The 23364-nt window shown below is 64.8% G+C and carries 18 protein-coding genes; 8 read left to right on the top strand and 10 right to left on the bottom strand.

Annotated features, from left to right (window positions below):
• Positions 1-6: 6 nt before the first annotated feature.
• The 4 genes from API01S_RS06190 to API01S_RS06175 form a co-directional block, all read right to left on the bottom strand.
• Positions 7-1023, bottom strand: coding sequence for an amino acid ABC transporter substrate-binding protein (locus API01S_RS06190; RefSeq protein ID WP_006219388.1), 1017 nt, complete (start codon positions 1021-1023; stop codon positions 7-9).
• Between the two features lie 442 nt (positions 1024-1465).
• Positions 1466-2194 carry a FadR/GntR family transcriptional regulator gene (locus tag API01S_RS06185; RefSeq protein WP_006219389.1) on the bottom strand — a complete coding sequence of 243 codons (729 nt, stop codon included), beginning with the start codon at positions 2192-2194 and terminating at the stop codon, positions 1466-1468.
• Between the two features lie 247 nt (positions 2195-2441).
• Complete coding sequence (locus API01S_RS06180) at positions 2442-3281, bottom strand: MBL fold metallo-hydrolase (RefSeq protein ID WP_061303659.1); 840 nt, start codon at positions 3279-3281, stop codon at positions 2442-2444.
• Between the two features lie 95 nt (positions 3282-3376).
• Positions 3377-3916, bottom strand: a complete 540-nt coding sequence (locus API01S_RS06175; RefSeq protein ID WP_061303657.1) for a hypothetical protein — start codon at positions 3914-3916, stop codon at positions 3377-3379.
• Positions 3917-4074: 158 nt separating this feature from the next.
• Between API01S_RS06175 and API01S_RS06170 the strand changes: the two genes are divergently transcribed.
• Positions 4075-4965 (top strand): LysR substrate-binding domain-containing protein, encoded by an 891-nt coding sequence (locus tag API01S_RS06170; protein ID WP_061303655.1) that lies wholly within the window; start codon positions 4075-4077, stop codon positions 4963-4965.
• Between the two features lie 83 nt (positions 4966-5048).
• Here API01S_RS06170 and kdgD (API01S_RS06165) read toward each other — a convergent pair whose 3' ends face one another.
• Complete coding sequence (gene kdgD, locus API01S_RS06165; protein ID WP_061303653.1) at positions 5049-5963, bottom strand: 5-dehydro-4-deoxyglucarate dehydratase; 915 nt, start codon at positions 5961-5963, stop codon at positions 5049-5051.
• A gap of 285 nt (positions 5964-6248) precedes the next feature.
• Between kdgD (API01S_RS06165) and API01S_RS06160 the strand changes: the two genes are divergently transcribed.
• The 5 genes from API01S_RS06160 to API01S_RS06140 all read left to right on the top strand — a co-directional run bounded on the left by API01S_RS06160 (position 6249) and on the right by API01S_RS06140 (position 13541).
• Complete coding sequence (locus API01S_RS06160; protein ID WP_061303651.1) at positions 6249-7232, top strand: Bug family tripartite tricarboxylate transporter substrate binding protein; 984 nt, start codon at positions 6249-6251, stop codon at positions 7230-7232.
• 223 nt (positions 7233-7455) lie between these two features.
• Positions 7456-10884, top strand: coding sequence for a response regulator (locus API01S_RS06155; protein WP_061303649.1), 3429 nt, complete (start codon positions 7456-7458; stop codon positions 10882-10884).
• A 33-nt stretch (positions 10885-10917) separates the two neighbouring features.
• Positions 10918-11757 carry a CheR family methyltransferase gene (locus API01S_RS06150; protein ID WP_061303647.1) on the top strand — a complete coding sequence of 280 codons (840 nt, stop codon included), beginning with the start codon at positions 10918-10920 and terminating at the stop codon, positions 11755-11757.
• Positions 11754-12371, top strand: coding sequence for a chemotaxis protein CheB (locus API01S_RS06145; protein ID WP_174544662.1), 618 nt, complete (start codon positions 11754-11756; stop codon positions 12369-12371). Before API01S_RS06150 ends, API01S_RS06145 begins: the two co-directional genes overlap by 4 nt.
• A gap of 21 nt (positions 12372-12392) precedes the next feature.
• The gene (locus API01S_RS06140; RefSeq protein ID WP_050728836.1) at positions 12393-13541 is read left to right on the top strand and encodes a hybrid sensor histidine kinase/response regulator; all 1149 of its coding nucleotides are present in this window, start codon (positions 12393-12395) and stop codon (positions 13539-13541) included.
• A 20-nt stretch (positions 13542-13561) separates the two neighbouring features.
• Here the strand turns inward: API01S_RS06140 and API01S_RS06135 are convergent, their stop codons facing one another.
• From API01S_RS06135 to kdgD (API01S_RS06115), 5 genes are all read right to left on the bottom strand, one after another.
• Complete coding sequence (locus tag API01S_RS06135) at positions 13562-15949, bottom strand: TonB-dependent receptor (protein ID WP_061303646.1); 2388 nt, start codon at positions 15947-15949, stop codon at positions 13562-13564.
• A 122-nt stretch (positions 15950-16071) separates the two neighbouring features.
• Positions 16072-17064, bottom strand: coding sequence for a FecR family protein (locus API01S_RS06130; RefSeq protein WP_061303644.1), 993 nt, complete (start codon positions 17062-17064; stop codon positions 16072-16074).
• Positions 17061-17645: a sigma-70 family RNA polymerase sigma factor gene (locus API01S_RS06125; RefSeq protein ID WP_006219402.1), complete on the bottom strand. Its 585-nt coding sequence runs from the start codon at positions 17643-17645 to the stop codon at positions 17061-17063. The genes API01S_RS06130 and API01S_RS06125 overlap by 4 nt, the downstream gene beginning before the upstream one ends.
• A 153-nt stretch (positions 17646-17798) precedes the next feature.
• Positions 17799-19382, bottom strand: a complete 1584-nt coding sequence (locus tag API01S_RS06120; protein ID WP_061303640.1) for an aldehyde dehydrogenase (NADP(+)) — start codon at positions 19380-19382, stop codon at positions 17799-17801.
• A gap of 62 nt (positions 19383-19444) precedes the next feature.
• Entirely contained in the window at positions 19445-20359 is a 915-nt protein-coding gene (gene kdgD / locus API01S_RS06115; protein WP_061303905.1) for a 5-dehydro-4-deoxyglucarate dehydratase, read from the bottom strand.
• Positions 20360-20609: 250 nt separating this feature from the next.
• Between kdgD (API01S_RS06115) and garD the strand changes: the two genes are divergently transcribed.
• Positions 20610-22184 carry a galactarate dehydratase gene (garD, locus tag API01S_RS06110; protein ID WP_061303638.1) on the top strand — a complete coding sequence of 525 codons (1575 nt, stop codon included), beginning with the start codon at positions 20610-20612 and terminating at the stop codon, positions 22182-22184.
• A gap of 71 nt (positions 22185-22255) precedes the next feature.
• The gene (locus tag API01S_RS06105; RefSeq protein WP_061303636.1) at positions 22256-23305 is read left to right on the top strand and encodes an SMP-30/gluconolactonase/LRE family protein; all 1050 of its coding nucleotides are present in this window, start codon (positions 22256-22258) and stop codon (positions 23303-23305) included.
• The last annotated feature ends 59 nt before the right edge of the window (positions 23306-23364 follow it).

Below are 23364 nucleotides of genomic sequence, written 5' to 3'. Positions count from 1 at the left end.
GCAGGTTTAACGCACGGGCCAGCCGTACATCAGGCCGCCCTGGGTCCATTGCTTGTTCAGGCCGCGCTCCAGCTTCAGGGGGCTGTCCTTGCCCATCGCGCGGTCATAGCTTTCGCCGTAATTGCCCACTTGCTTGATGATGTTGTAGGCCCACTTGTCGTCCAGGCCCAGGTTCTTGCCCATGCCCGGCGTCACGCCCAGGATGCGCTGCACGTTCGGATTGGTGCTCTTCAACATCTCGTCCACGTTCTTGGACGTGATGCCGTATTCCTCGGCTTCCAGCATCGCGTTCAGCGACCAGCGCACCACGTTGAACCATTGCTCGTCGCCTTGGCGGACCATCGGGCCCAGCGGTTCTTTCGACAGGTTCTCGCTCAGGATTTCCCAGTCTTCCGGCTTGGCCAGGCGCGTGCGCATGTTGGCGGCGGTGTTGGACTTGTCGTTCGTGTAGGCGTCGCAGCGGCCCGATTCCAGCAGGCGGAAGTTCTCGTCGTAGTTCTCGACCAGCACCGGCTTGAAGGTCAGGCCGCGGCTGCGGAAGTAGTCCGCCAGATTCAGTTCGGTGGTGGTGCCGGGCTGCACGCAGATCGTCGCGCCGTCCAGCTCCTTCACGCTTTTCACGTTCATCGACTTCTTGACGATCAGGCCCTGCGCGTCATAGAAGTTCACGCCCACGCCGATCAGGCCCAGCGTGGTGTCGCGGGTCAGCGTCTGCGTGGTGTTGCGCGAGAGCATGTCGATCTCGCCCGATTGCAGCGCGGTGAACTTGGCTTGCGCGGTCAGCACGTTGCCCTTGACCTTGGATGCGTCGCCGAACATGGCGGCGGCCACGGCGCGGCACATGTCCACATCCAGGCCCGTCCATTCGCCCTTGCTATCCAACACCGAGAAGCCGGGAATGCCGGCGAAGCCGCACTGCAAGAAACCCTTTTTCTTGACGGCATCGAACGTCACGCCGGCTTGCGCGCCAGAGGCGACGCACAGCAAAGTCGCCGCAACGGCGGTGGTCAGAAACTTACGCATGGAGATTGCTCCTGGGGAGGGGGGTCGAAAACGCTTGGGATAAGCGGGGGTAGCCGAAACCTCCCGCGCACGCGCAGCCGAGCGCCAGCCAGGGGCGGCAACGGAATGTGTACGCGAAAGGGGAAGGAAAGCGGGCCCGATAAGGGCGGGACGCGCCGGGTCAGGCGGTCAGGGGGTGTGCCGATGGATACGCGTCGTGTAGCGCTGGAACGTCGTGCGTAGAGAGAGGATCGGACTCATCGGCGGTACTTGTACAACGAGGGTCATAACGAGGGTCAGGCTTTGCGGCTTGCCGCGCCAGCAGGCTGGGCGTCAATGCGGATCGCTAAGTCATGAGACGTATGATGGCAGCTGTCATACAAGTGAGCAAGTAAGGGGATTCCCGTAATTGCCGTGCCGCCCGTGACGGGGCGGACACGGTTCGTGCAAGAGAATCGCCGCCTTACGGCGCGGGGGCGTGCGACAGCAGCTTGCGGTAGCGCGCAATGCTGTCGCCCAGATGGCGGGCCATGGCGGCGCGCGCGGCGCCGGGATCGCGGCGCATGATGGCCGTCAGGATGGCTTCGTGTTCGCGCACGTTGCGCGTTTCGTAGGTTTCCAGTTCTTCGGGTGTCTTGCCGCCGTGCTTGATGTTCAGGTCCAGCATGACGTCGCGCACCGCCGCCTTGAGCAGCGCCGGAAAATGCGGGTTGTTGGAGGCCTTGGCGATGGACAGGTGGAACTCGTAGTCCGCCTTGACGGCCGCTTCCATGTCGCGCGTAGCGCGGTTGAAGGCATCGAAGGCTTCGACGATGCCGCTCAGGTCGGAGGCGCTGCGGCGCTCGGCCGCCAGCCCACAGGCTTCGACTTCCAGCCCGGCGCGCAGCTCCATGATGTGCAGCGCCCAGCGCGGATCGGTTGCGGGTTCGACGACGAAGTCGATGGGCTTTTCGCGGTCTTCGGTGACGAACACGCCGATGCCGGGCTTGCTGACCAGCCGGCCGCTCAGGCGCATCGACGCTACCGCTTCGCGGATGACGGTGCGGCTAACGTTGAATTCATCGCACAGCGCATGTTCCGACGGCAGCTTGTCGCCGGCGCGATAGGTGCGGGCATCCAGGCGCTTGTTCAGTTCCTCGATGACCACGTCTGTCAGGCGCGAACGCTGGCGGGGCCGGGCGGGAGTTTCCATCGTCTCTCTTATAGGGGGTAGGGCAGTATTGGCGGGCGGGGCCCGCGTCCGGAGCCGCAAGTGTACGCCCTCCGGGGTGGGCGACAGACGGCGTGCGGGGCGGTTTGAGCACACGGCGCGCCTGAAAAGCGCATGCTGTATGACAACATACAGGCTTCAAGGCGTGGTTTCAATGGCGGTGTTTGCATACCGGTATTGTTGGCTCACGGTGCATCACCTATCCACGAAGTCTTGTCTCCACCGACCGCTAGGCTTCATAGGAAATCTCGTAGAGCGCACCGTTACGCTTGATGTGCCCGAATCCAAGCTCGCCAAGGTGCATGCCAGCAATAAGGATTTTGTCCGAGCTGACAACATCCAACAGTTTTGATCGTGTTTCGGCTGAAAGAATCGGATCTTGATCGAATGCAATGGATACGTCGGGACGAGCAATCTGGATCTGGGGGAAATGAACGATATCCCCCCAAATCAACAGACTACGATCATCGGATTCGATGCGGTAACCGGAATGCCCTGCGGTATGTCCGGGAAGGGGCACGGCGCCAATGCCAGGCAGAACTTCGCGATCAGTAAACGTGCGCATCTTCTCCCGATATTGATCGAACACCTTCCGGGCAAACAGAAAGTTGCCACGAGCCCGCTCGCTCGCCCGGCTGAGGTTGCCATCATCCTTCCAAAAAGAAACCTCACGCTGGTGGATGACTAACTCTGCATCGGGAAAGGCAGCTTCCCCTGACGAGTCAAGCAGCCCCCCAACATGGTCGGGATGGGCATGCGTCAGAAGAATGGTGTCAATGTCAGAGGGCTGCACCCCAGCAAGTGCGAGATTCGCGATCAACTTTCCACCCCATTGCTTGAATCCACCAGCGCCTGCGTCGATGAGGATCGTGCGACCCCATCCCCGCACCAGATAGCAGTTGATGTGGATTGAGGAAGGGTCGCTCACGCCTGCGTCCTGCTGCAACTTGGACGCCTCCATGGAATCGATATTGGAGAGAAGATCCAGACTTGCGAATAGGTATCCGTCACTGATGGCCGTGACCGAAAACTCTCCGATCTGCTGGCCTGGAAATTTCATTTTGTTCATTGTGGCGCTCCTTGTGCGTCATCAGTTCCGCGCGTAGATGGCAGGGGTCGGATAGCCGAAGCAACGGATGCGCGCCGTCAGCCCTGTATGGCGCTTTATGGCCTCATCCCGTCGCGCCATGAAGGCGTCAATTGCGCGGTCATCGGGGCATAGAGATGCACGTCCTTCGGAAGGGTTTCCACACTGAGACCGATGGAGCGATCCAGCTTCGCCAGCCACCTGTTTTCCGGAAATTTCTCCAATGCGACGGCCCGCATCAGATCAGGCTTGAGCCCCATCTCGATCAGCGGCTCGGGACCGGCCGCGCTCACGATCAGATGGTCTTCTTCACCGATGGCAGGCGCGCGTTCAAGGCCGCCATAAAGATTGCGGCGCCAATCGGTGATGTGCTGCTGCCAGCGAGCGAAATTGCCGCCACCCTTCTGGCGGTACTCATCGCCCTCAAGCACGGCCAGCCCGTCGATCGAGTGCAAGGCAAGGTAGACGGGGCAAGCAGTGCTCAACGCTTTGAAGCGCTGCGAAGTATGGAATCCGCTCACGGAAATGAGCGCGGGCAGCTTTTCCAGGCTGTAGAAATCATTCCACTCGGCTTCGCTGGCTGGGTCGGCAAAGCTGCACTCAACGGTATAGATCATGGAATCACTCGCTACCGAACCGTTTGTGCGTTCGGTCCTCGTTGTTGACGTTTCATCATGGTATGACCGGCATATCGGCGTTCAAAACGATTTGTCGGTATGCTTCAGTGACAAAAAATCAAGCTAAACCGATCACCAGCTTCAAGCCAGGAACGCTCATGCGTAGGAAGATCCCCAGCAGCACGGCCCTGATGGCATTCGAAGCGGCCGCCCGCCACGGCAGCTTTGCGCGCGCGGCAGAGGAAATGTCTTTGACTGAAGGAGCCATCAGTCGCCAGATTGGTCGGCTGGAAGCCTTCCTTGGAGTCACGCTGTTCGAACGGGTCGGCAATCGTGTCCGCCTTCTGCCCAACGGGGAACGCTACGCGGCCCAGGTCCGCGAATCGCTTGACCGCCTGGATCGGGACAGTCAGTACTTGATGGGGCAGCCGAACGATGGAGCGAGCCTGGACATTGCCATCATCCCGACCTTCGCGATGCGATGGCTCATTCCTCGCTTGGGACGATTCCAGCGGAAGCATCCGAACATCACTGTGCATTTGGCCGAGCGTATGGAGCCTTTCGTCCTGGCCGGGAGCGGATTCGATGCAGCGATTCATTTCGAGCATCCCGCGTGGACGGGAATGCGGACTCACCAACTTTTGCACGAAGTGCTGATTCCCGTTTGCCATCCTGAACTTCTGGCTGGACGCAAACGAAAAACCGCACTGGACGAACTACCGCGCTTGCACCGACGACAGAATCCGGACGCCTGGCTTCAGTACTCCCAGGAGACGGGAACCCCGCTGACCAATCCTGCAATTGGCGCGCGCTATGACCTTCATGGCATGTTGATAGAAGCGGCATTGGGCGGCCTCGGTGTCGCGCTGGTACCGCGCCTCTACGTTGAAACCGAACTTGCGCGAGGAAGTCTGGTGGCCCCGTGGCCAGAGGGGAAAACCATTTCCAAAACCTTCTGCCTCATCCTTCCCGAGCCCATCGGACTGAGCAGAGAGCCAATACAAGCGTTTGCTCAATGGCTGCTCGACGAAGCGAAGCAGGGACTGTGATTCGGCACGAGTCATCGCGAAAAAAAACGCCCTCGTCATCCGAGGGCGTCTTGTTCAGCCGAGTGGCTTGAAGCGGTCGGCGCTTACTGGGGGCCGAGCTTCTTGATGAGGGCGTTGAGCATTTCCATTTCTTCGCCGGTCAGGTCGGTCAACGGTGCACGCACGGGGCCGGCGTCGTGGCCGACGAGCTTGGCGCCCGCCTTGACGATGCTGACGGCGTAGCCGGCCTTGCGGTTGCGGATTTCCAGGTAGGGCAGGAAGAAATCATCCAGCAGGCGGTTGGTGGTGTCGCTGTCACCGGCCGCGACGGCGCGGTAGAAGTCCATCGCGGTCTTGGGCACGAAGTTGAACACGGCCGACGAGTAAACCGGCACGCCCAGCGCGCGGTAGGCGGCTGCATAGACTTCGGCGGTGGGCAGGCCACCCAGGTACGAGAAGCGGTCGCCCATCTTGCGGCGGATGCGGACCATGGCTTCGATGTCGCCGATGCCGTCCTTGAAGCCGACCAGGTTGGGGCAGCGCTCGGCCAGTTGGGCCAGGCTGTCAGCCGACAGACGCGATTGCGCGCGGTTGTAGACGATGACGCCGATCTTGACCGACTTGCAGACCTGTTCGACGTGGGCGGCGATGCCGTCCTGCGAGGCTTCGGTCAGGTAGTGCGGCAGCAGCAGGATGCCCTTGGCGCCTTGGCGCTCGGCTTCTTGCGCGTAAGCGATGGCGGTGCGGGTGGGGCCACCGGCGCCAGCCAGGATCGGCACCTTGCCGGCGCAGGTCTGCACGGCGGTGCGGATGACGTCGGAATATTCCTGGGGCGCCAGGGAGAAGAACTCGCCAGTGCCGCCGGCAGCGAACAGCGCCGTGGCGCCGTAAGGGGCCAGCCATTCGAGGCGTGCGGCGTAGGTCTTGGCGTTGAAATCGCCGTTCTGGTCAAAGTCCGTCACGGGGAAGGACAGCAAACCTTCCGAAACGATTTCTTTGAGTTCCTGGGGAGTCGTCATGCCTGTCATCCAATAAGAAAGGAGGGATAGGAAAAGCGAATGGGCCTGGATTTTGTCGGCCCGCGAGTAGATGTATGTCATCGTACAACATACAAGTCATACGGCGCAATAGGTCTGAAGCGAGAGCGCGTGCCCTATGAAAGCAAGCGGAAATGGTCCCCGACAGATTCGGAATATCCCTATATTGAATCGCAATGTGCAGGCGCAGTATTCTCCTGACTCAACAAGTCATACGACAACGTACAAGATCAAAATTCTTAGGAGACAAGCTTGAAAGCACCCCGTTTGAACGCTCCCCAGCTTCTGCGCCGCACGTCCGCCGCCCTGGCGTTGATCGCCCTGACCACCGCCGCCCATGCCGCCGACGAGTGGCCCCGCGCCAAGCCGATCACCCTGGTGGTGCCGTTCGCGGCGGGCGGCACGTCGGACATCCTCGGGCGCATGATCGCGCAGGAGTTAGGGGCCAGCCTGGGCCAGACCGTCCTGGTGGAAAACAAGGGCGGGGCGGGCGGCGTGTTGGGCGCGGACGCCGTGGCGCGCGCCAAACCGGACGGCTACACGTTGCTCTTGGGCACCATCGCCACGCACGCCATCAACCCATCGCTGTTGCCGGGCATCAACTACAACGCCGCGCGCGACTTTGCGCCGGTGATCCTGCTGGGCAGCATTTCCAACGTCTTGCTGGTGGGCGCCAACCAGCCTTACAAGACCGTGCAGGACGTCGTGGCGGCAGGCAAGGCGAACCCTGACACCATCGCCTTCGGCTCGGCGGGTCAGGGCACTTCGCAACATCTGTCGGGCGAGGTCTTCAAGCAACTGACGGGCGCGCACCTGACCCACGTACCGTATCGAGGCAGCGCGCCGGCCATCCAGGACCTGATCGGTGGGCAGATCCCAAGTTCGTTCGAAACGGCTTTGGTCGCCTTGCCGTATGTGCAAAGCGGCAAGGTGCGCGCGCTGGCTGTCACCTCGGCCAAGCGCACCGAGGTCATGCCCGACGTACCGACCATGCAGGAAGCGGGCGTGGCGGGATTCGACGTCAGCAGTTGGCAGGCGATCTATGCGCCCGCCAATACGCCGGTGGCCGTGGTCGAGCGCCTGAATCAGAGCATTGCTTCGATCATCGCCAAGCCGGAGGTCAACGCCAAGATGAAGGGGTTGGGGCTGGCGTATACGCCCAATACGCCCGCGCAGTTCACCGCTTTCCAAACCGGTGAACAAGACAAATGGGCGAAGATCATCGCCGATGGGAAGCTGCGGGTGCAGTAGCGCAGGGCCGCGCAACGGGCGGGCGGAGCGGTCGGCATGCCGTCTTCCGTCCCGCGCGGTGCGCACAGGGTTTGGAATGCGGCCCCGCTTTTTCGGATGGCGCCAAAACAGGTATAGTCCAGCGCTTAGGGCCCGATGGCCACGACCGCGCCTCATTCACGCAGAGGCCCGCCGCGTCGTGGCGTCGCGCCGCCAGCCCCACCCTTGAACCTACCCCGCTACCATGCCGAAATCGTCGTCGCAGCCTGCCAGCCGTTCTGCCTTTCCCCGGACTTTAGCGGCCGGATTCCTGGTAGCGGCCTTGGCGACTTTGCTGATTGCTTTCGTCAACGTGCGCTCGACCGACAGCCGGATCGAGGCGGTCAAGGCCATGGACCGCAATACGGAAACGCTGCGCCAGTTGAGTCTGTTCAACTCCGCGCTCAAGGACGCCGAGATCGGCCAGCGCGGTTATCTGCTGACCGGCGAGCTGTCGTATCTGCAACCGTATCTGCGCGCGCTGCCATTGATCGAGCAGCGCCTTGCCACCCTGAAAGATTCCACTTCCTATGACTCGGCGCAGCGCCGCATCGTCAACGACATGGAAGGCATCACCCGGCAAAAGCTCGAAGAACTGAAAGAGACGATAGACCTGCGCAAGGCGGGCAACGTTGAAGGCGCGATGGCCGTCGTGCGGACCGACGCCGGCAAGGACGCGATGGATCGCATGCGCGATCTGGTCGGCGATCTGTACAGCCGCCAGATGGACGAATTGGCGGCAGGCCGGGATGCCTGGGCCGAAGCAGCCACCACATCGGCCTATTACTCATGGGGCGGCTCGTTGCTGCTGCTGGTGCTTATCTCGGTGTCGGCCGGCATGACCGTGCGGGAATACCAGACCAAAGCGCGGCAGTCGTGGGTGACCACCGGTTTGTCGGGCCTGAGCATGCGCTTGCAGGGCGACCTGCGCCTGGATGAAATCGGCAAGCGCGCGCTGGACTATCTGGCCGAGTACCTGGGCGCGGATGTGGGCGCGGGCTATGTGCTGGACCGTGGCACCGGTGAACTCGAATTGTTTGGCGGTTTTGCGCTGCCGCCCGAGCGGCTGGCGCGCAAGATCCTGCCGGCCGAAGGCTTGGCTGGCCAGGCGGTGACGTCGCGCCGCCTGCTGCACGTGCGTGACGTGCCCGCGGGCCATCTGGAAGTGGCGTCGGCCGTGGGCCGGTCCAACCCGGCCGAGCTGGTGCTGGCGCCTTCCATGATGAACGGGCGTGTCTATGCCTTGATCGAACTGGGCTTTAACCGCGCGGTCGGCGAGGTTGAACGCAGCCTGCTGGAAGGGGCTTCGGAAATGCTGGCCTCGGCCATCCGTTCGGGGCAGGACCGCACGCGCCTGGAGTCGTTGCTGGAAGAGACTCAGCGCCAGGCCGAAGAGCTGCAAACGCAGCAGGAAGAGCTGCGCGTCAGCAACGAAGAGCTAGAGCAGCAAAGCCGCATCCTGCAAGAGTCGCAGGCGCGCATGGAGCTGCAACAGACCGAGCTTGAGCAGACCAATACCAATCTGGAATCGCAGGCCGAACAATTGCTGCGCGTGCAGGACGCATTGACCGAAAAGGCGCGCCAGCTGACGCAGGCGAGCCAATTCAAGAGCGAGTTCCTGGCCAACATGAGCCACGAGCTGCGCACGCCGTTGAATTCCACGCTGATCCTGGCCAAGCTGCTGTCGGACAACAAGCCCGGCAACCTCAGCACCGAGCAGGTCAAGTACGCGCAGACCATCTACGCGGCCGGCAGCGATCTGCTGGCGCTGATCAACGACATCCTGGATCTGGCGAAGATCGAAGCCGGCCAGGCCACGGTGGAAGTCGAACAGGTGACCATCGCCTCGACCCTGCAACGCCTGCTGGAGCCGATGCGGCCGATGGCGGTGGAAAAGGGCCTGGTATTGGAGCTGGACATCGACGCCGCCGTCCCCGCCACGATGCAGACCGACGCCAAGCGCCTGGGGCAGGTACTGAAGAATCTGTTGTCGAACGCGCTGAAGTTCACCGAGCGCGGTTCGGTGGCGATGCGCGTGTCGCGCAGCGGCCGCGACCGCGTGCGTTTTGCCGTTCATGACACCGGTATCGGCGTGCCGGCCGAACAGCAGGAACTGATATTCGAAGCGTTCCGGCAGGCGGACGGCAGCACGCATCGCAAGTACGGCGGCACCGGGTTGGGCCTGTCGATTTCGCGCGATCTGGCTGAACTGCTGGGCGGCAAGCTGACGGTGACCAGCACGGCGGGCCAGGGCAGCGTCTTCACACTGGAAGTGCCGCTGCGCCTGGAAAGCGCGCCGCCCGCGCCAGCCGCCAGCGCGCATGGCGGTGTCGCGCCGTTCCCGCGCACGGCCAAGCCGGTATTTGCCGCCGTCGAAACCCGCAACCCACCGCCCGCCGCGCCGGCGCCGCGCGAGCAGCCGTCCGCTAGCGTAGGCTCCGAACCGGATCGCAGCATCCTCGTGATCGAGGACGACGAACGCTTTGCCAGCATTCTTGCCGACCTGGCGCGCGAAATGGGCTTTGGCTGCCTGACGGCGCACACCGCCGCCGATGGCCTGGAGCTGGCCCTGCACAAGCGGCCCAACGCCATCGTGCTGGACGTCAACTTGCCTGACTTTTCAGGCCTGGGCGTGCTGGACCAGCTCAAACGCAATCCGCATACCCGTCACATTCCTGTGCACGTGGTGTCGGTGGCGGATTACGCGCAGGAAGCGATGGGCCGGGGCGCGGTGGGCTACGCACTCAAGCCGGTCAAGCGCGAAGAACTGGTCGAGGCGTTGCGCCGGCTGGAAGCCAAGTTCACTCAACATGTGCGGCGCGTGCTGGTCGTGGAAGACGACGACCGCCAGCGCGAAAGCGTGCGCCAGTTGCTGGCGCGCGACGATGTCGAGATCGTGCCTGCGGCTACCGCTGCGGCGGCGCTGGAATTGCTGCGCGATGCCACGTTCGATTGCGTAGTGATGGACTTGAACCTGCCCGACATCAGTGGCTATGAGTTACTAGAACAGATGGCCGAGCAGGAAAGCGTGTCGTTCCCGCCGGTGATTGTCTATACGGGCCGCGCGCTGTCGCGCGATGAAGAGCAGCACCTGCGCCGCTTCTCGAAGTCCATCATCATCAAGGACGCGCGCTCGCCCGAACGCCTGCTCGACGAAGTGACCCTGTTCCTGCACCAGGTGGAAGCCGAGCTGCCGCCCGAGCATCGCCAGATGCTGGAGCTGGCCCGCAGCCGCGATTCGACGCTGGAAGGCCGCACGGTGCTGGTGGTGGAGGACGACGTGCGTAACGTGTTCGCGCTGTCCAGCATCCTGGAGCCCACCGGCCTGCGCGTGGAAATCGCCCGCAACGGCCGCGAAGCGCTGGACGCGCTGGAACGCGCTGGCGGGGAGGGCGTGCCGGCCATCGACCTGGTGTTGATGGACATCATGATGCCGGAGATGGATGGCTACACGGCAATGCGCCACATCCGCAACCGCCCGGAATGGCGCCGCCTGCCGATCATTGCCCTGACCGCCAAGGCCATGAAGGACGATCAGGAAAAATGCCTGGCCGCTGGCGCCAACGATTACATCGCCAAGCCGTTGGATGTGGAACGGCTGCTGTCCCTGGTGCGCGTCTGGATGCGCAGCTGATCCCGCGCGCGCGCTTTTTCGCTGAACACCATCATGCCCGCCTCCGCCAAAGCGCGTATTGCCGACATCGAGCAGCGTCTGCTGCTCGATGCGATCTATCACCATTACCACTACGACTTCCGCGAATATGCGCAGGCCTCGCTCAAGCGCCGCCTGCAAAGCGCGCTGACGCAGTTCAGCTGCAAGACCTTGTCCCAGCTGCAAGACCGCGTGCTGCACGAGCCGGCCGTGTTCACCGCGCTGTTGCAGTTCCTGACGGTGCAGGTCAGCGACATGTTCCGCGATCCGGGCTACTTCCTGGCGTTGCGCACCGAGGTCATTCCCATCCTGCGCACGTATCCGTCGATCAAGGTGTGGGTGGCCGGATGCAGCGCGGGCGAGGAAGTCTATTCGCTGGCCATCCTGTTGGCCGAAGAAGGCCTGCTGGACCGGGCGCTGATCTACGCCACCGACATCAACCCGCACGCGCTCAAAGCGGCCGAGCAGGGTATCTTCGACCTGGACCGCGTGGCCGCGTTCACGGGCAATCACGCGCGCTCGGGCGGCCTCAGTTCGCTGTCGGACTACTACACGGCCCGGTATGGTCGGGTGGTGTTCGACAAGCGCCTGCGCGAACACATGGTATTTTCCGATCACAGCCTGGCGACGGACAGCGTGTTCGCCGAGGTGCACTTGATATCCTGCCGCAACGTGCTCATTTATTTTGAGCGCGACCTGCAGAACCGTGCGTTGGGTCTGTTCCACGACGCCCTGGTGCACCGTGGATTCCTCGGCCTGGGCTCGCGGGAATCGCTGCGGTTCACTGGGCAGGCCGACAATTTCGACGATTTCGTGCTTGAAGAGCGCATCTACCGCAAAAAGGCGGGGCTGTGAGCGCGCCGACCTTGCCCGCGTCGGCGAACAGGTCGGCGGGTCCGTGGGACGCCATCGTCATCGGCGGCTCGTCGGGCGCGATCGATGGACTGAATGTGCTGCTGCCGGCCTTGCCGGCGCGGCTGTGCGCGGCGGTGATTGTTGTGCTGCATCTGCCGCGCGACCGCCGCAGCCTGCTGGTGGATATTTTTCGCGAACGCTGCGCCTTGCCCGTGCTGGAGGCGGAAGATCAGCTATGGATACAGCCGGGCCATCTGTACTTCGCACCGCCCGACTACCACCTGCTGGTGGACCAGGGACCGCGATTGGCTTTGTCGGTGGGCGCGCCCGTGCATTTTTCGCGGCCGTCGATTGACGTCCTGTTTGAATCCGCTGCGGATTGCTATGGCGACAGGCTGATGGGCATCCTGCTGTCCGGCGCGAACGAGGATGGCGCCCGCGGCCTGGCAGCTATCGAGGCTGCGGGCGGCTATGCGGTGGTGCAGTCGCCGGAGTCCTCCTCGATGCCCACCATGCCGCTGGCGGCCTTGGCGCGTTTGGCAGAGCGCCACCCGCTTGCGCCCGCCGAGATCGCCGCGATGCTTGCCCAATTGCCGACGCAGCCCGTGCTGTAACCCTCAACCCGCTTTGACACCATGTTCCTGACATCTGCCAAACCGCAAGAAGAACGCATCAAGTGCCTGCTGGTCGACGACGTTCCTGAAAATCTGATCGCGCTGGAAGCGCTGCTGCAAAACGACAAGGTGCAGGTCCTCAAGGCCCAGTCGGGCCCGGAAGCGCTTGAGCTGCTGCTGAACCACGCCGATGTGGCGCTGGCGCTGCTGGACGTGCAGATGCCCGACATGAACGGCTTCGAACTGGCCGAACTGATCCGGGGCAGCGAACGCACGCGCCACATTCCGCTGATCTTCATCACCGCCGGCTCGCGCGAGCAGAACTGGCAGTTTCGCGGCTACGAAAGCGGCGCCGTCGATTTTCTGTACAAGCCTGTCGACCCGCACATGCTGCGCATGAAGGCGAACGTGTTCTTCGAACTGCACGAGCGCAAGCGCGCGCTGGCGCAGCAGCTGGAAGAGCGCACCGAGGCCCTGCGCATCAACGAGATGTTCATGGCGGTGTTGAGCCACGACCTGCGCACGCCGCTGCAATCGATCGTGATGGGCGCGTCCCTGTTGCAACGGCAACCCGACCCGAGCCGCGTGGCCGGCCTGGCGCAACGCATGCTGCAAAGCAGCGAGCGCATGGCGCGGCTGATCGAAGACCTGTTGGACGTCACCCGCATCCGGCAGGCGGGCGGGCTGACGCTGGCGTGGGCGGCGCAGCGCATGGATGGGCTGGTGCGCCGCACGGTGGATGAAGCGCAGACGGGCCATCCCGAACGCCAGCTCGAATGCGAGTGCGTGGGCGACATGGATGGCATCTGGGACGGCGAGCGGCTATGCCAGGTGTTGGCCAATCTGATCGGCAACGCCCTGCATCATGGCGACAAGACGGTGCCGGTGCGGGTGGACGCCGATGGCACCGTGGCCGACCGCGTGACCGTGACGGTCAGCAACGGCGGCACGATACCGCCCGCCTTGCTGCCGCACCTGTTCAACCCGTTTCGCAGTGGCGAGCGCCGCGCCGACAATCACAACGGACTGGGGCTGGGGCTGTTCATCGCGCAGCAGATCGTGTTGAGCCATCGTGGCCGCATCTCCGCCGAATCGCGCGACGGAATGACCCGCTTCCGGGTTGAACTGCCGCGCGACAGCCAGCGCATCGCGGCAGCCGCATCGCAGTAACGCACGGGCGGCGGGGTCGATCAGAATTCCGCCGACACCGACAGCAGCACGGTCCTTGGCGCACCGACGGTCAGGCCCTCGCGCGCCGCCGATTGCCAGTAGTTCTTGTTGAACACGTTTTCCACCGTTGCCCGCACCACCATCGGCGTGCCGCTGGCGTTGAACGCATAGCGCGCGCCCAGATCGAAGCGGGTCCAGCCGGGGATCGTCTGGGTGTTGCCCACGTCCACGTATTGCTGGCTGGTGCGCAGCATGCGCGCCGTCACGGTCAGGCCCGGCAGGAAGGGCGTATCCCATTCCGCCGCCGCGTTGAACTGAAAGCGCGGCACGGCGGGCGCCCAATTGCCGTCGTTCACCCCACCTTCGGTACGCGTCAGCCGCGCGTCGGTATAGGCGACGCCGCCCAGCAGGCGGACCCCGGGCGCGGCGTCGCCTTGCACCAGCAATTCCAGACCGCGATTGCGCTGCTGGCCGTTGGAGACATAGCGGCGCGTGTCGGGGTCGAGGAAGCTGCTGGGCTTGTCGATCTTGAACGCGCTCAGGGTGGTCGAGAAGTCGCCGAAGTCGTACTTGCCGCCCACCTCGATCTGCTTGGCGATTTCAGGTGCGAACACCTCGCCGGCGTTGATGGCGCCCTCGGGCGCGGTGCCGCCCTGGCTCAAGCCTTCGATGTAGTTGCCATACAGCGACAGGCGCTGCGTGGGCCTCAGGGTCAGGGCGAAAGCGGGCGTGACGGCCGATTTGGCGTAGTCGGAAGTGCTGCGGCCGGTGGCGGCATCGAAATTGGTGGATTCGATGCGCTGATGCCGAACGCCGGCAATGAACTGCACGCGGTCATCCAGGAACGAGATCTTGTCGGCCAGCGCCACGCTGTACAAGCGCGACTCGCTCGTCTTGGGCAGGTCGCCGGGCCGCGCGATGTCGGGCTTGGGCAGGTCGGCCGGGTCATACAGGTTGGAGAACACCGTGCGTGAGCGGATGCGGGCAGAGGAATAATCGATGTCCAGCGCGCTGGCGCTCACCGACGGCTCGTGCTTGACCGCGCCTGTGTGAAAACGCCCGCGTAGGCCCACTTCGCCCGTCTTGCTCAACAGGGATTCGTTCAGGCGGGCAGGCACGGCGCCGATGTCGCCATTGCTGTCCAGCATCAGCCAGCTGGTTTGCAGGCTTTCAAAGTCGTGCTTGCGCGCGCCGACCGCGCCGTACACGGTCCAGTCCGGGCTCAGGTCGTATTCGGCGCGAAGCGCGCCCGACCATTCCTTGGTCTTCCAATAGGTCCATGAAGGGAAGAAGTTGCGGCGCGCGTCGGGCGCGGGGCCGATGTCCTGGCCGGGCGGCGGCGGGAACAGCAGGCCGCTGCGCGCATCCGTGGTGCGGTTCTGGTAGTTGATGTCGCCGTCCACACGCAGGCGCTCGCCCTGGTAATCCAGGCCCAGCGCCACCGCGCCCAGGTTTTCGCGGGAGCCATCCTGGGGCAGGTCGCCGCCGCTGCCCGCCACGTTCAGGCGCACGCCAAATTCCTGGGTGTCGCCGTAGCGGCGCGCCAGGTCCGCGTGCGCGCCGAATTGCGAATCGCCGATGTAGCTAAGGGTATAGCGGTTCAGCGGTTCGGCGCCGGCGCGCTTGGGCACCAGGTTGATCGCGCCGCCCACCGAGCCATAGGGCGCCATGCCGTTGAGCAAGGCGTTGGGGCCGCGCAGCACTTCCACGCGTTCCACGCCGATGAGCGAGCTGGCGTTGCGCGGCGATACGCCATACAGGCCGTTGAACGACACGTCGTAGTTGAACAGGGTGAAGCCGCGGATGTTGAATTCGTCGCGGCCCGCGCCGCGCGAATAGGTGTTGCGCACCGAGGGGTCGTTGACCAGCACGTCGCCGATGTTCTGCGCCTGCTGGTCTTCGATCAGCTTGGACGTGTACTGCGTGGCGCTGAACGGGGTGTCCATGTCGCTCATGTTGCCCAGCAGGCCGATGCGGCCGCCGCTGGCCACCTGACCGCCGGCATAGACGGGTGGCAAGCCGGTGTCGAGCGCGCTGCCGGTAACGGTGACGGGCGCCAGCGTGGTGGTGGCGGCCGGAGGCAGGGCGGACAGCCGGAACTGATTGGGCGCGTCGCGCGTGGCGCGCAAGCCGGTGCCGGCCAACGCCTGGTCCAGGGCGTCGGCGCGCGTATAGCGTCCGCGCACGCCGCCGCTCAAGCGGCCGGCCAGCAGCCCAGGCGGGGCGGCCAGCAGGATGCCGGTTTCATTGGCCAGCCGCGTCAACACCTGGCCCACCGGAGCGGCGGGGATATCGAACGTCAGCAATTGGCCTGCGGGCGCGGACTGCGCATGCAGGGCTGGCGCCCAGCACGCGGATACGGCAATGGCCAGCGCCAGCGTGGGCGCGGGAAGAAAACGTTGGGACATGACGGAAACCTGTGCGCTCGTGCAATGAGGTAAGGGAAGTTGGCAATGCCTCGCGTGGCGAGGACTCTCCCTTCCTAAATCGAAGCAGGCCGCCAAATGCGGAACCACCGCGCGAATTTTTTTCAGGCCTCGCGCGCTTCGATGCTGATCCACCAGGGCAGCGTGCGCCGCAGTCGGATGGGCAGCACCGAGGCCAGCATGGTCAGCGCCCGCTCCACGTCGTTGAGCGGGTAGCTGCCGAAGACGGGCAATTGGCCCAGTTGCGGAGACAGGCCCAGATGGCCGGGATGGTAGCGCCGCAGTTCGGCGACCACATCGGACAAGGGCGTGCCGTTGGCCAGCAGCAAACCCTGACGCCAGCTTTCGCGCGCAGGGTCGGCGGGGGTCAGGGGTTGCAAGTCGTCCATCGTGAAGCGCGTCTGCTGGCCCGCGCCGATGATTTCGGTAGCGCCCGAACGCAGCGTGTTCACGCGCACCGCGCCGTCATAGACCGCGACCAGCGTGCCCGCATCGCCCTGGCTGACCGAAAAGCGCGTGCCCAGCGCCTGCAAGCGGCCTTGGCCAGTGTCCACGATGAAGGGGCGCGATGGGTCCTTGCCCGTGTCGATCAGAATTTCGCCCGCCGTCAATTGAAGGCGGCGTTCGGTGTCGTTGTAGGCCACGTTGAACGCGCTCAATGCCTTGATCCACACCGTGGTGCCATCGGCCAGCGTCACGCGCCGCGTTTCGCCCACGCCCGCGCGATAGTCCGCGCCCCAGAGCGAGACCAGCGCGGACAAAGGCGTCTGGCGCCATGCGGTCCAGCCTATCCATGACAGGCCCAGCGTGCCGGCCAGGCCAAGCAGCACCTGGCGGCGGCGCGGCGCGGCGGGGCGTGCCTCGCGGAATGCCGATACCGCCGCGTGGCGGTCGGGGCTGGCCTGCAAGGGGGTGAAGCGCCGGTCGATGCGTTCGACGTAGCGCCACGCCTGCCGGTGTTCGTCGCCGCGTTCCATCCATTGCCGCCATTGCTGCTGTTCGGCGGGCGTGGCCTGCCCGCCGCGCAGCCGCGCATACCATTCGGCGGCTTCTTCCATGACCTGGTGCGAGGGCTCCGCCGCGGCCATGGCCGTCATGGCGCGACCGCTTCGTCGCACAGCCCGGCGGCAAGCCGCGCTTCCAGCTTCATGCAGCAGAGCATCGCGCGGGCGACGTACTTGCGCACCATGCGCGCCGACACGTTCAGCGTTGCGGCGACTTCGTTGTCTGTCATTTCGCAGGCCACCGCCATGACGAAAGCGTGCGCCACCTTGGGCGGCAGTTCGCGCAGCATGGTGTCGATCTCGCCCAGCGCCTCCAGCACCATGGCCTGATCCTCGGCGGACGACACGGTGGGTTCGGGTTGGGCGGCCAGGGCATCCAGCCAGGCTTGCTCCAGGCTGCGGCGGCGCCAAAGGTCTACGCACATGCCGTTGGCCATTTTGCGCAGGTAGCTGCGCGCCTGCTGCGGGGTGTCGAAGTGACAGGGGCGGGTCAGCAGGCGCACGAAGGCGTCGTGGGCCAGGTCTGCTGCATCCGCCGCGTTGCCCAGGCGCCAGTTCACCCAGGCCAGCAACCAGTGATGATGGTTGCCGTACAGGTGTTCGAAGTCGGTGGACAAAGGGGGTGCAACGCTCAAGGATCCCGCCCGCTCGTGATCGCGGTTCGCATCAAGCATTAATGCTAATGCGAACACTTATCAATTAATTGCGAGCGCAGATTATGGCGCGACGCCGGGCGGCTTGGCAACTGCCGCGCAAGCGAGTGTGGCGCGGCGGCGTCAGGCCACGGGCGCGCGGCCCGGGCCTTCTGCACGCGCGCCGCAACGGCTTCAAGCCGGCGTCATGACGCCATCGACCATGCGCATGATCGACAAGGGGTTGGCGCGCTTGACGCCATCGGGCAGCAGCGCGTCGGGCAGGTCCTGATAGCAGACCGGGCGCAGGAAGCGGCGGATCGCGGTGGCGCCGACCGATGTGGACGCCGGGTTCGACGTGGCCGGGAAGGGGCCGCCGTGCACCATCGCATGGCTGACTTCCACGCCCGTCGGATAGCCGTTGGCCAGGATGCGGCCGGCCTTGCGTTCCAGCACGGGCAACAGGGACTTGGCCAGCGCCACGTCGGCATCGTCCACGAAGAGGGTCGCCGTCAACTGGCCTTCCAGGTGTTCGGCCACGGCCGTCATCTGCGCCACGTCGCGGCACGCCACCACCAGCGAAGCGGGGCCGAACACTTCGGCTTCCAGTTCGTGCGAGGCCAGGAATCGGTCGGCTTCGGTGGCGAACACCACCGCGCCGGCCGCGTTGGCTTGCGGCTTGGAGGCTTCGCCCCGGCCCAGCGTCGCCACGCTGGCGTGGCTGGCCAGCGCCTGCGCGCCGTCCTGATAGGCCGCGAAGATGCCCGGGGTCAACATGGTGGCCGCGCCCTTGGCCGCTACGGCCTCGGCGGCCGCCTTGCGGAAACGGTCCAGCGCCGGGCCTTCCACGCCGATGACCAGGCCCGGGTTGGTGCAGAACTGGCCGACGCCCATGGCCAGCGAATCCACGAAGCCCTTGGCGATGGCCTCGGCGCGCGCTTCCAGCGCAGCCGGCATCAGGAACACGGGGTTGATGCTGGACATCTCGGCATACACGGGGATCGGCACCGGGCGGGCGTTGGCGGCGGCGACCAGCGCCAGGCCGCCCCGGCGCGAACCGGTGAAGCCCACGGCGGTAATGGCCGGATGCGAGACCAGCGCGGTGCCGATTTCGCTACCCGCGCCGAACAACAGCGAGAACGTGCCTTCGGGCAAGCCGTGCTTGGCGACGGCGGCCTGGATCACGCGGCCCACCATTTCCGAGGCGCCGGGGTGCGCGTTGTGCGCCTTCACGATGACGGGGCAGCCCGCGGCCAGAGCCGAGGCGGTGTCGCCGCCCGCGACCGAGAAGGCCAGCGGGAAGTTGCTGGCGCCGAACACGGCGACCGGGCCCAGCGGCACGTTGGACAGGCGCAGGTCGGCGCGCGGCAGCGGCTGGCGTTCCGGTTGCGCGGGGTCGATGGTGGCATCCAGGAAATAGCCGTCGCGCACGACACGCGCGAACAGGCGCAACTGGCCCACGGTGCGACCGCGCTCGCCTTGCAGGCGCGCCACGGGCAGGCCGGTTTCCAGGTGAGTGCGTTCAATCAATGCGTCGCCCAAAGCCAGGATGCCTTCGGCAATGCTTTCCAGGAACTGCGCGCGGGTTTCCAGCGGTGCGGCGCGGTACGGGTCGAACGCGGCGCGGGCCAGCTCGGCGGCGCGCGCGACGTCGTCGGACGAGCCGGCGGGGAAGGCCGGTTCCAGGCGTTCGCCGGTTGCCGGGTTGATGGCGTATTGCGCTGCGCCCGCGCCCAGGACGGCGGTGGCGCCGATCAGCATTTGGCCGGTCAGTGTCATGATGGATTCTCCGAAAAAAACGCCCCCGAGTCCGGGGGCTGATGATTGTTCAGTCGGCCCGCTTACTGGGGGCCGAGCTTCTTGATGAGGGCGTTGAGCATTTCCATTTCTTCGCCGGTCAGGTCGGTCAGCGGCGCACGCACGGGGCCGGCGTCGTGGCCGACGAGCTTGGCGCCCGCCTTGACGATGCTGACGGCGTAGCCGGCCTTGCGGTTGCGGATTTCCAGGTAAGGCAGGAAGAAATCATCCAGCAGGCGGTTGGTGGTGTCGCTGTCGCCGGCCGCGATGGCGCGGTAGAAGTCCATGGCGGTCTTGGGCACGAAGTTGAAGACGGCCGAGGAATACACCGGCACGCCCAGCGCGCGGTAGGCGGCTGCATAGACTTCGGCGGTGGGCAGGCCACCCAGGTACGAGAAGCGGTTGCCCATCTTGCGGCGGATGCGGACCATGGCTTCGATGTCGCCGATGCCGTCCTTGAAGCCGACCAGGTTGGGGCAGCGCTCGGCCAATTGGGCCAGGCTGTCGGCCGACAGACGCGATTGCGCGCGGTTGTAGACGATGACGCCGATCTTGACCGACTTGCAGACCTGTTCGACGTGGGCGGCGATGCCGTCCTGCGAAGCTTCGGTCAGGTAGTGCGGCAGCAGCAGAATTCCCTTGGCGCCTTGGCGCTCGGCTTCTTGTGCGTAAGCGATGGCGGTGCGGGTGGGGCCACCTGCGCCAGCCAGGATCGGCACCTTGCCTGCGCAGGTCTGCACGGCGGTGCGGATGACGTCGGAATATTCCTGGGGCGCCAGGGAGAAGAACTCGCCAGTGCCGCCGGCAGCGAACAGCGCGGTGGCGCCGTAGGGGGCCAGCCATTCCAGGCGTGCGGCGTAGGTCTTGGCGTTGAAATCGCCGTTCTGGTCAAAGTCCGTCACCGGGAAGGACAGCAAACCTTCCGAAACAATTTCCTTGAGTTCCTGCGGGGTGGTCATAGCGCGTTCGTCCGGTGTGGTCGCGCCTGGCACTTCTGATAGGGCCAGGCGCGAGGGGTCGGTGGTGAAAAGGTAAGTCATCGTACAACACGTTTACACCCGTTTCAAGGCGTTCGCTCTATGGTTTCACTTGTAGACAAGGGGAAACCCGAAATTTATTTTTGACCGCGTTCAAGGATATTCTCGCGGTTGTACGATAACGTTTTCGGATGCAGGACTTGCCCGCATCCCCCACGCAAAAGGATTTTTCATGCAGGATGCGCAGCCTCAAGCGCCGGTGCTTATCAAGATTCACGCGCAAGACAACGTGGCCATCGTGGCCAATGAAGGCGGCCTGCCTGCTGGCACGACGCTGCCCGACGGCGTGCAACTGGTGGACTCGGTGCCGCAAGGGCACAAGGTTGCGCTCTGCGATCTGGCCGAAGGCGACGCCGTCGTTCGCTACAACGTGGTGGTCGGCTATGCCGCCAAGCCGCTGCCGCGCGGAAGCTGGGTCAATGAACGCGTCACTACCATGCCGGCGGCGCGCACCCTGGAAGACCTGCCCGTGGGCACGCGCATCACGCCGCTGCCGCCGCTGGAAGGCTATACGTTCGAGGGCTATCGCAATGCCGATGGCACCGTGGGCACGCGCAACATCCTGGCGATCAGCACCACCGTGCAATGCGTGCAGGGCGTGGTCGAACACGCCGTGGCGCGCATCCGCCAGGAACTGCTGCCGCGCTATCCCAATGTAGATGACGTGGTCGGCATCGAACACACCTATGGCTGCGGCGTGGCTATCGATGCGCCCGGCGCGGCCATCCCGATCCGCACGCTGCACAACATCGCGCGCAACCCGAACTTCGGCGGCACGTCGATGGTGGTCAGCCTGGGCTGCGAAAAATTGCAGCCCGAGCGGCTGCTGGCGCCCGGCGCCATCCCCATCCGGGCGGGCGAGGGCATGGGCGCTGATGGCGAGGGCGTCGACACCATCGTGCTGCAAGACGAAGAGAACGTGGGCTTTCAGTCGATGATCGACCTGATCATGCGCACGGCCGAACGCCATCTGCAAAAGCTGAATGCGCGGCGGCGGGAAACCTGCCCGGTGTCGGACCTGACCGTGGGCGTGCAATGCGGCGGCAGCGATGCGTTTTCGGGCGTGACGGCCAACCCCGCCGTGGGTTTCGCCACCGACCTGCTGGTGCGCGCGGGCGGCACCGTGATGTTCTCCGAGAACACCGAAGTGCGCGACGGCATCGACCAGCTGACCGCGCGCGCCGCCACGCCCGAGGTGGCCGATGCGCTGGTGCGCGAGATGGCCTGGTACGACGACTACCTGCAACGCGGCATGGCCGACCGCAGCGCCAACACCAGCCCCGGCAACAAGAAGGGCGGCTTGTCCAACATCGTCGAAAAGGCGATGGGGTCTATCGTGAAGTCAGGCTCCTCGCCCATCCATGGTGTGTTGTCGCCGGGCAATCGCCTGACGCAAAAGGGCTTGATCTTCGCGGCCACGCCAGCCAGCGACTTCATCTGCGGCACGCTGCAACTGGCGGCGGGCATGAACCTGCACATCTTCACGACCGGACGCGGCACGCCGTATGGCCTGGCGCAAGTGCCCGTCATCAAGGTCGCCACGCGCGACAGCCTGGCGCGCCGCTGGCACGACCTGATGGACGTGAACGCCGGCCGCATCGCCACGGGCCAGGCATCCATCGAAGACGTGGGCTGGGAGCTGTTCCGCCTGATGCTGGACGTGGCCAGCGGCCGCCAGCAGACCTGTGCGGAAAAACTCAAGCTGCACAACGCGCTGGCCCTGTTCAACCCGGGGCCGGTGACCTGACGCGCATCAGGCAGACCCTGTTCCTGCAAGACCGCATTGCCATCGCATTACACCGACAAGAGGAGACACCGATGGAGCATGCCCCCTTGGCCCAACCCGGCCGCCGCCGGCTGCTGGGCGCCGCATTGGCGCTGGGACCGGCCGCGCTGGCCCAGGCGCAGTCGTTCAGCTTCACGCCGCAGCAACGCTATCCGGATCCTTCGGTGCGCATCCTGGACCCGGAGTTTTCCAAATACCGCATCTACAGCAGCAGTGTCGAACAACTGGCCAGCGGATTCCGTTGGCTGGAAGGGCCGGTGTGGGTGGGTGATGGCCGCTATCTGCTGGTGTCGGACATTCCCAATGACCGCATCCTGCGCTGGGACGAAACCACCGGCGCGATCAGCGTGTTCCGCCAGCCGGCCAATTTCAGCAACGGGCTGGCGCGCGATCGCCAGGGCCGGCTGCTGACCTGCGAACACCTGACGCGCCGCGTCACCCGCACGGAATATGACGGCTCCATTACGGTGCTGGCCGACGGCTATGACGGCAAGCGTCTGAACTCGCCCAACGACATCATCTGCCAACGCAACGGCACGATCTGGTTCACCGATCCGCCGTTCGGCATCGGCGGGCATTGGGAAGGAGACAAGGCCAAGCCGGAGCTGCCGCATGGTGTCTATCGCATCGACCCGGCCGATGGCCGCGTGACGCGCGCGCTGGACGATCTGGCGGGCCCCAACGGCCTGTGCTTTTCGCCCGACGAAAAAATCCTGTACGTGGTCGAGTCGCGTCACCAGCCCAACCGCGTGGTGTGGGCGTATGACGTCGGCGCGGACGGCGCGCTGTCGGGCAAGCGCGTGCACATCGACGCGCAGGGGCCGGGCGCCATCGACGGCATCAAGTGCGACGAAGACGGCAACCTGTGGTGCGGCTGGGGCAGCAACGGCGCGCCCAACGCCAAGTCCGAAGAGCTGGACGGCGTGATGGTGTTCAACCCGGCCGGCAAGGCCATCGGCCATATCCGCCTGCCCGAACGCTGCGCCAACCTGTGTTTTGGCGGGGCCAAGCGCAACCGCCTTTTCATGGCCAGCAGCCATTCCTTGTACGCGCTGTACGTGGAAACGCGCGGCGCGGCCTGAGCTTACCCGGCGCAAGGCAATGCCGCCGCGCCGGCCTTATCGCAAAAAATAGCAAACCG

Source organism: Achromobacter piechaudii NBRC 102461 (genome assembly GCF_001571245.1).
Taxonomy (GTDB): domain Bacteria; phylum Pseudomonadota; class Gammaproteobacteria; order Burkholderiales; family Burkholderiaceae_B; genus Achromobacter; species Achromobacter piechaudii.
The sequence above is the reverse complement of the archived record's forward strand: the minus strand, read 5'-3'. Positions and strand labels throughout refer to the sequence as shown.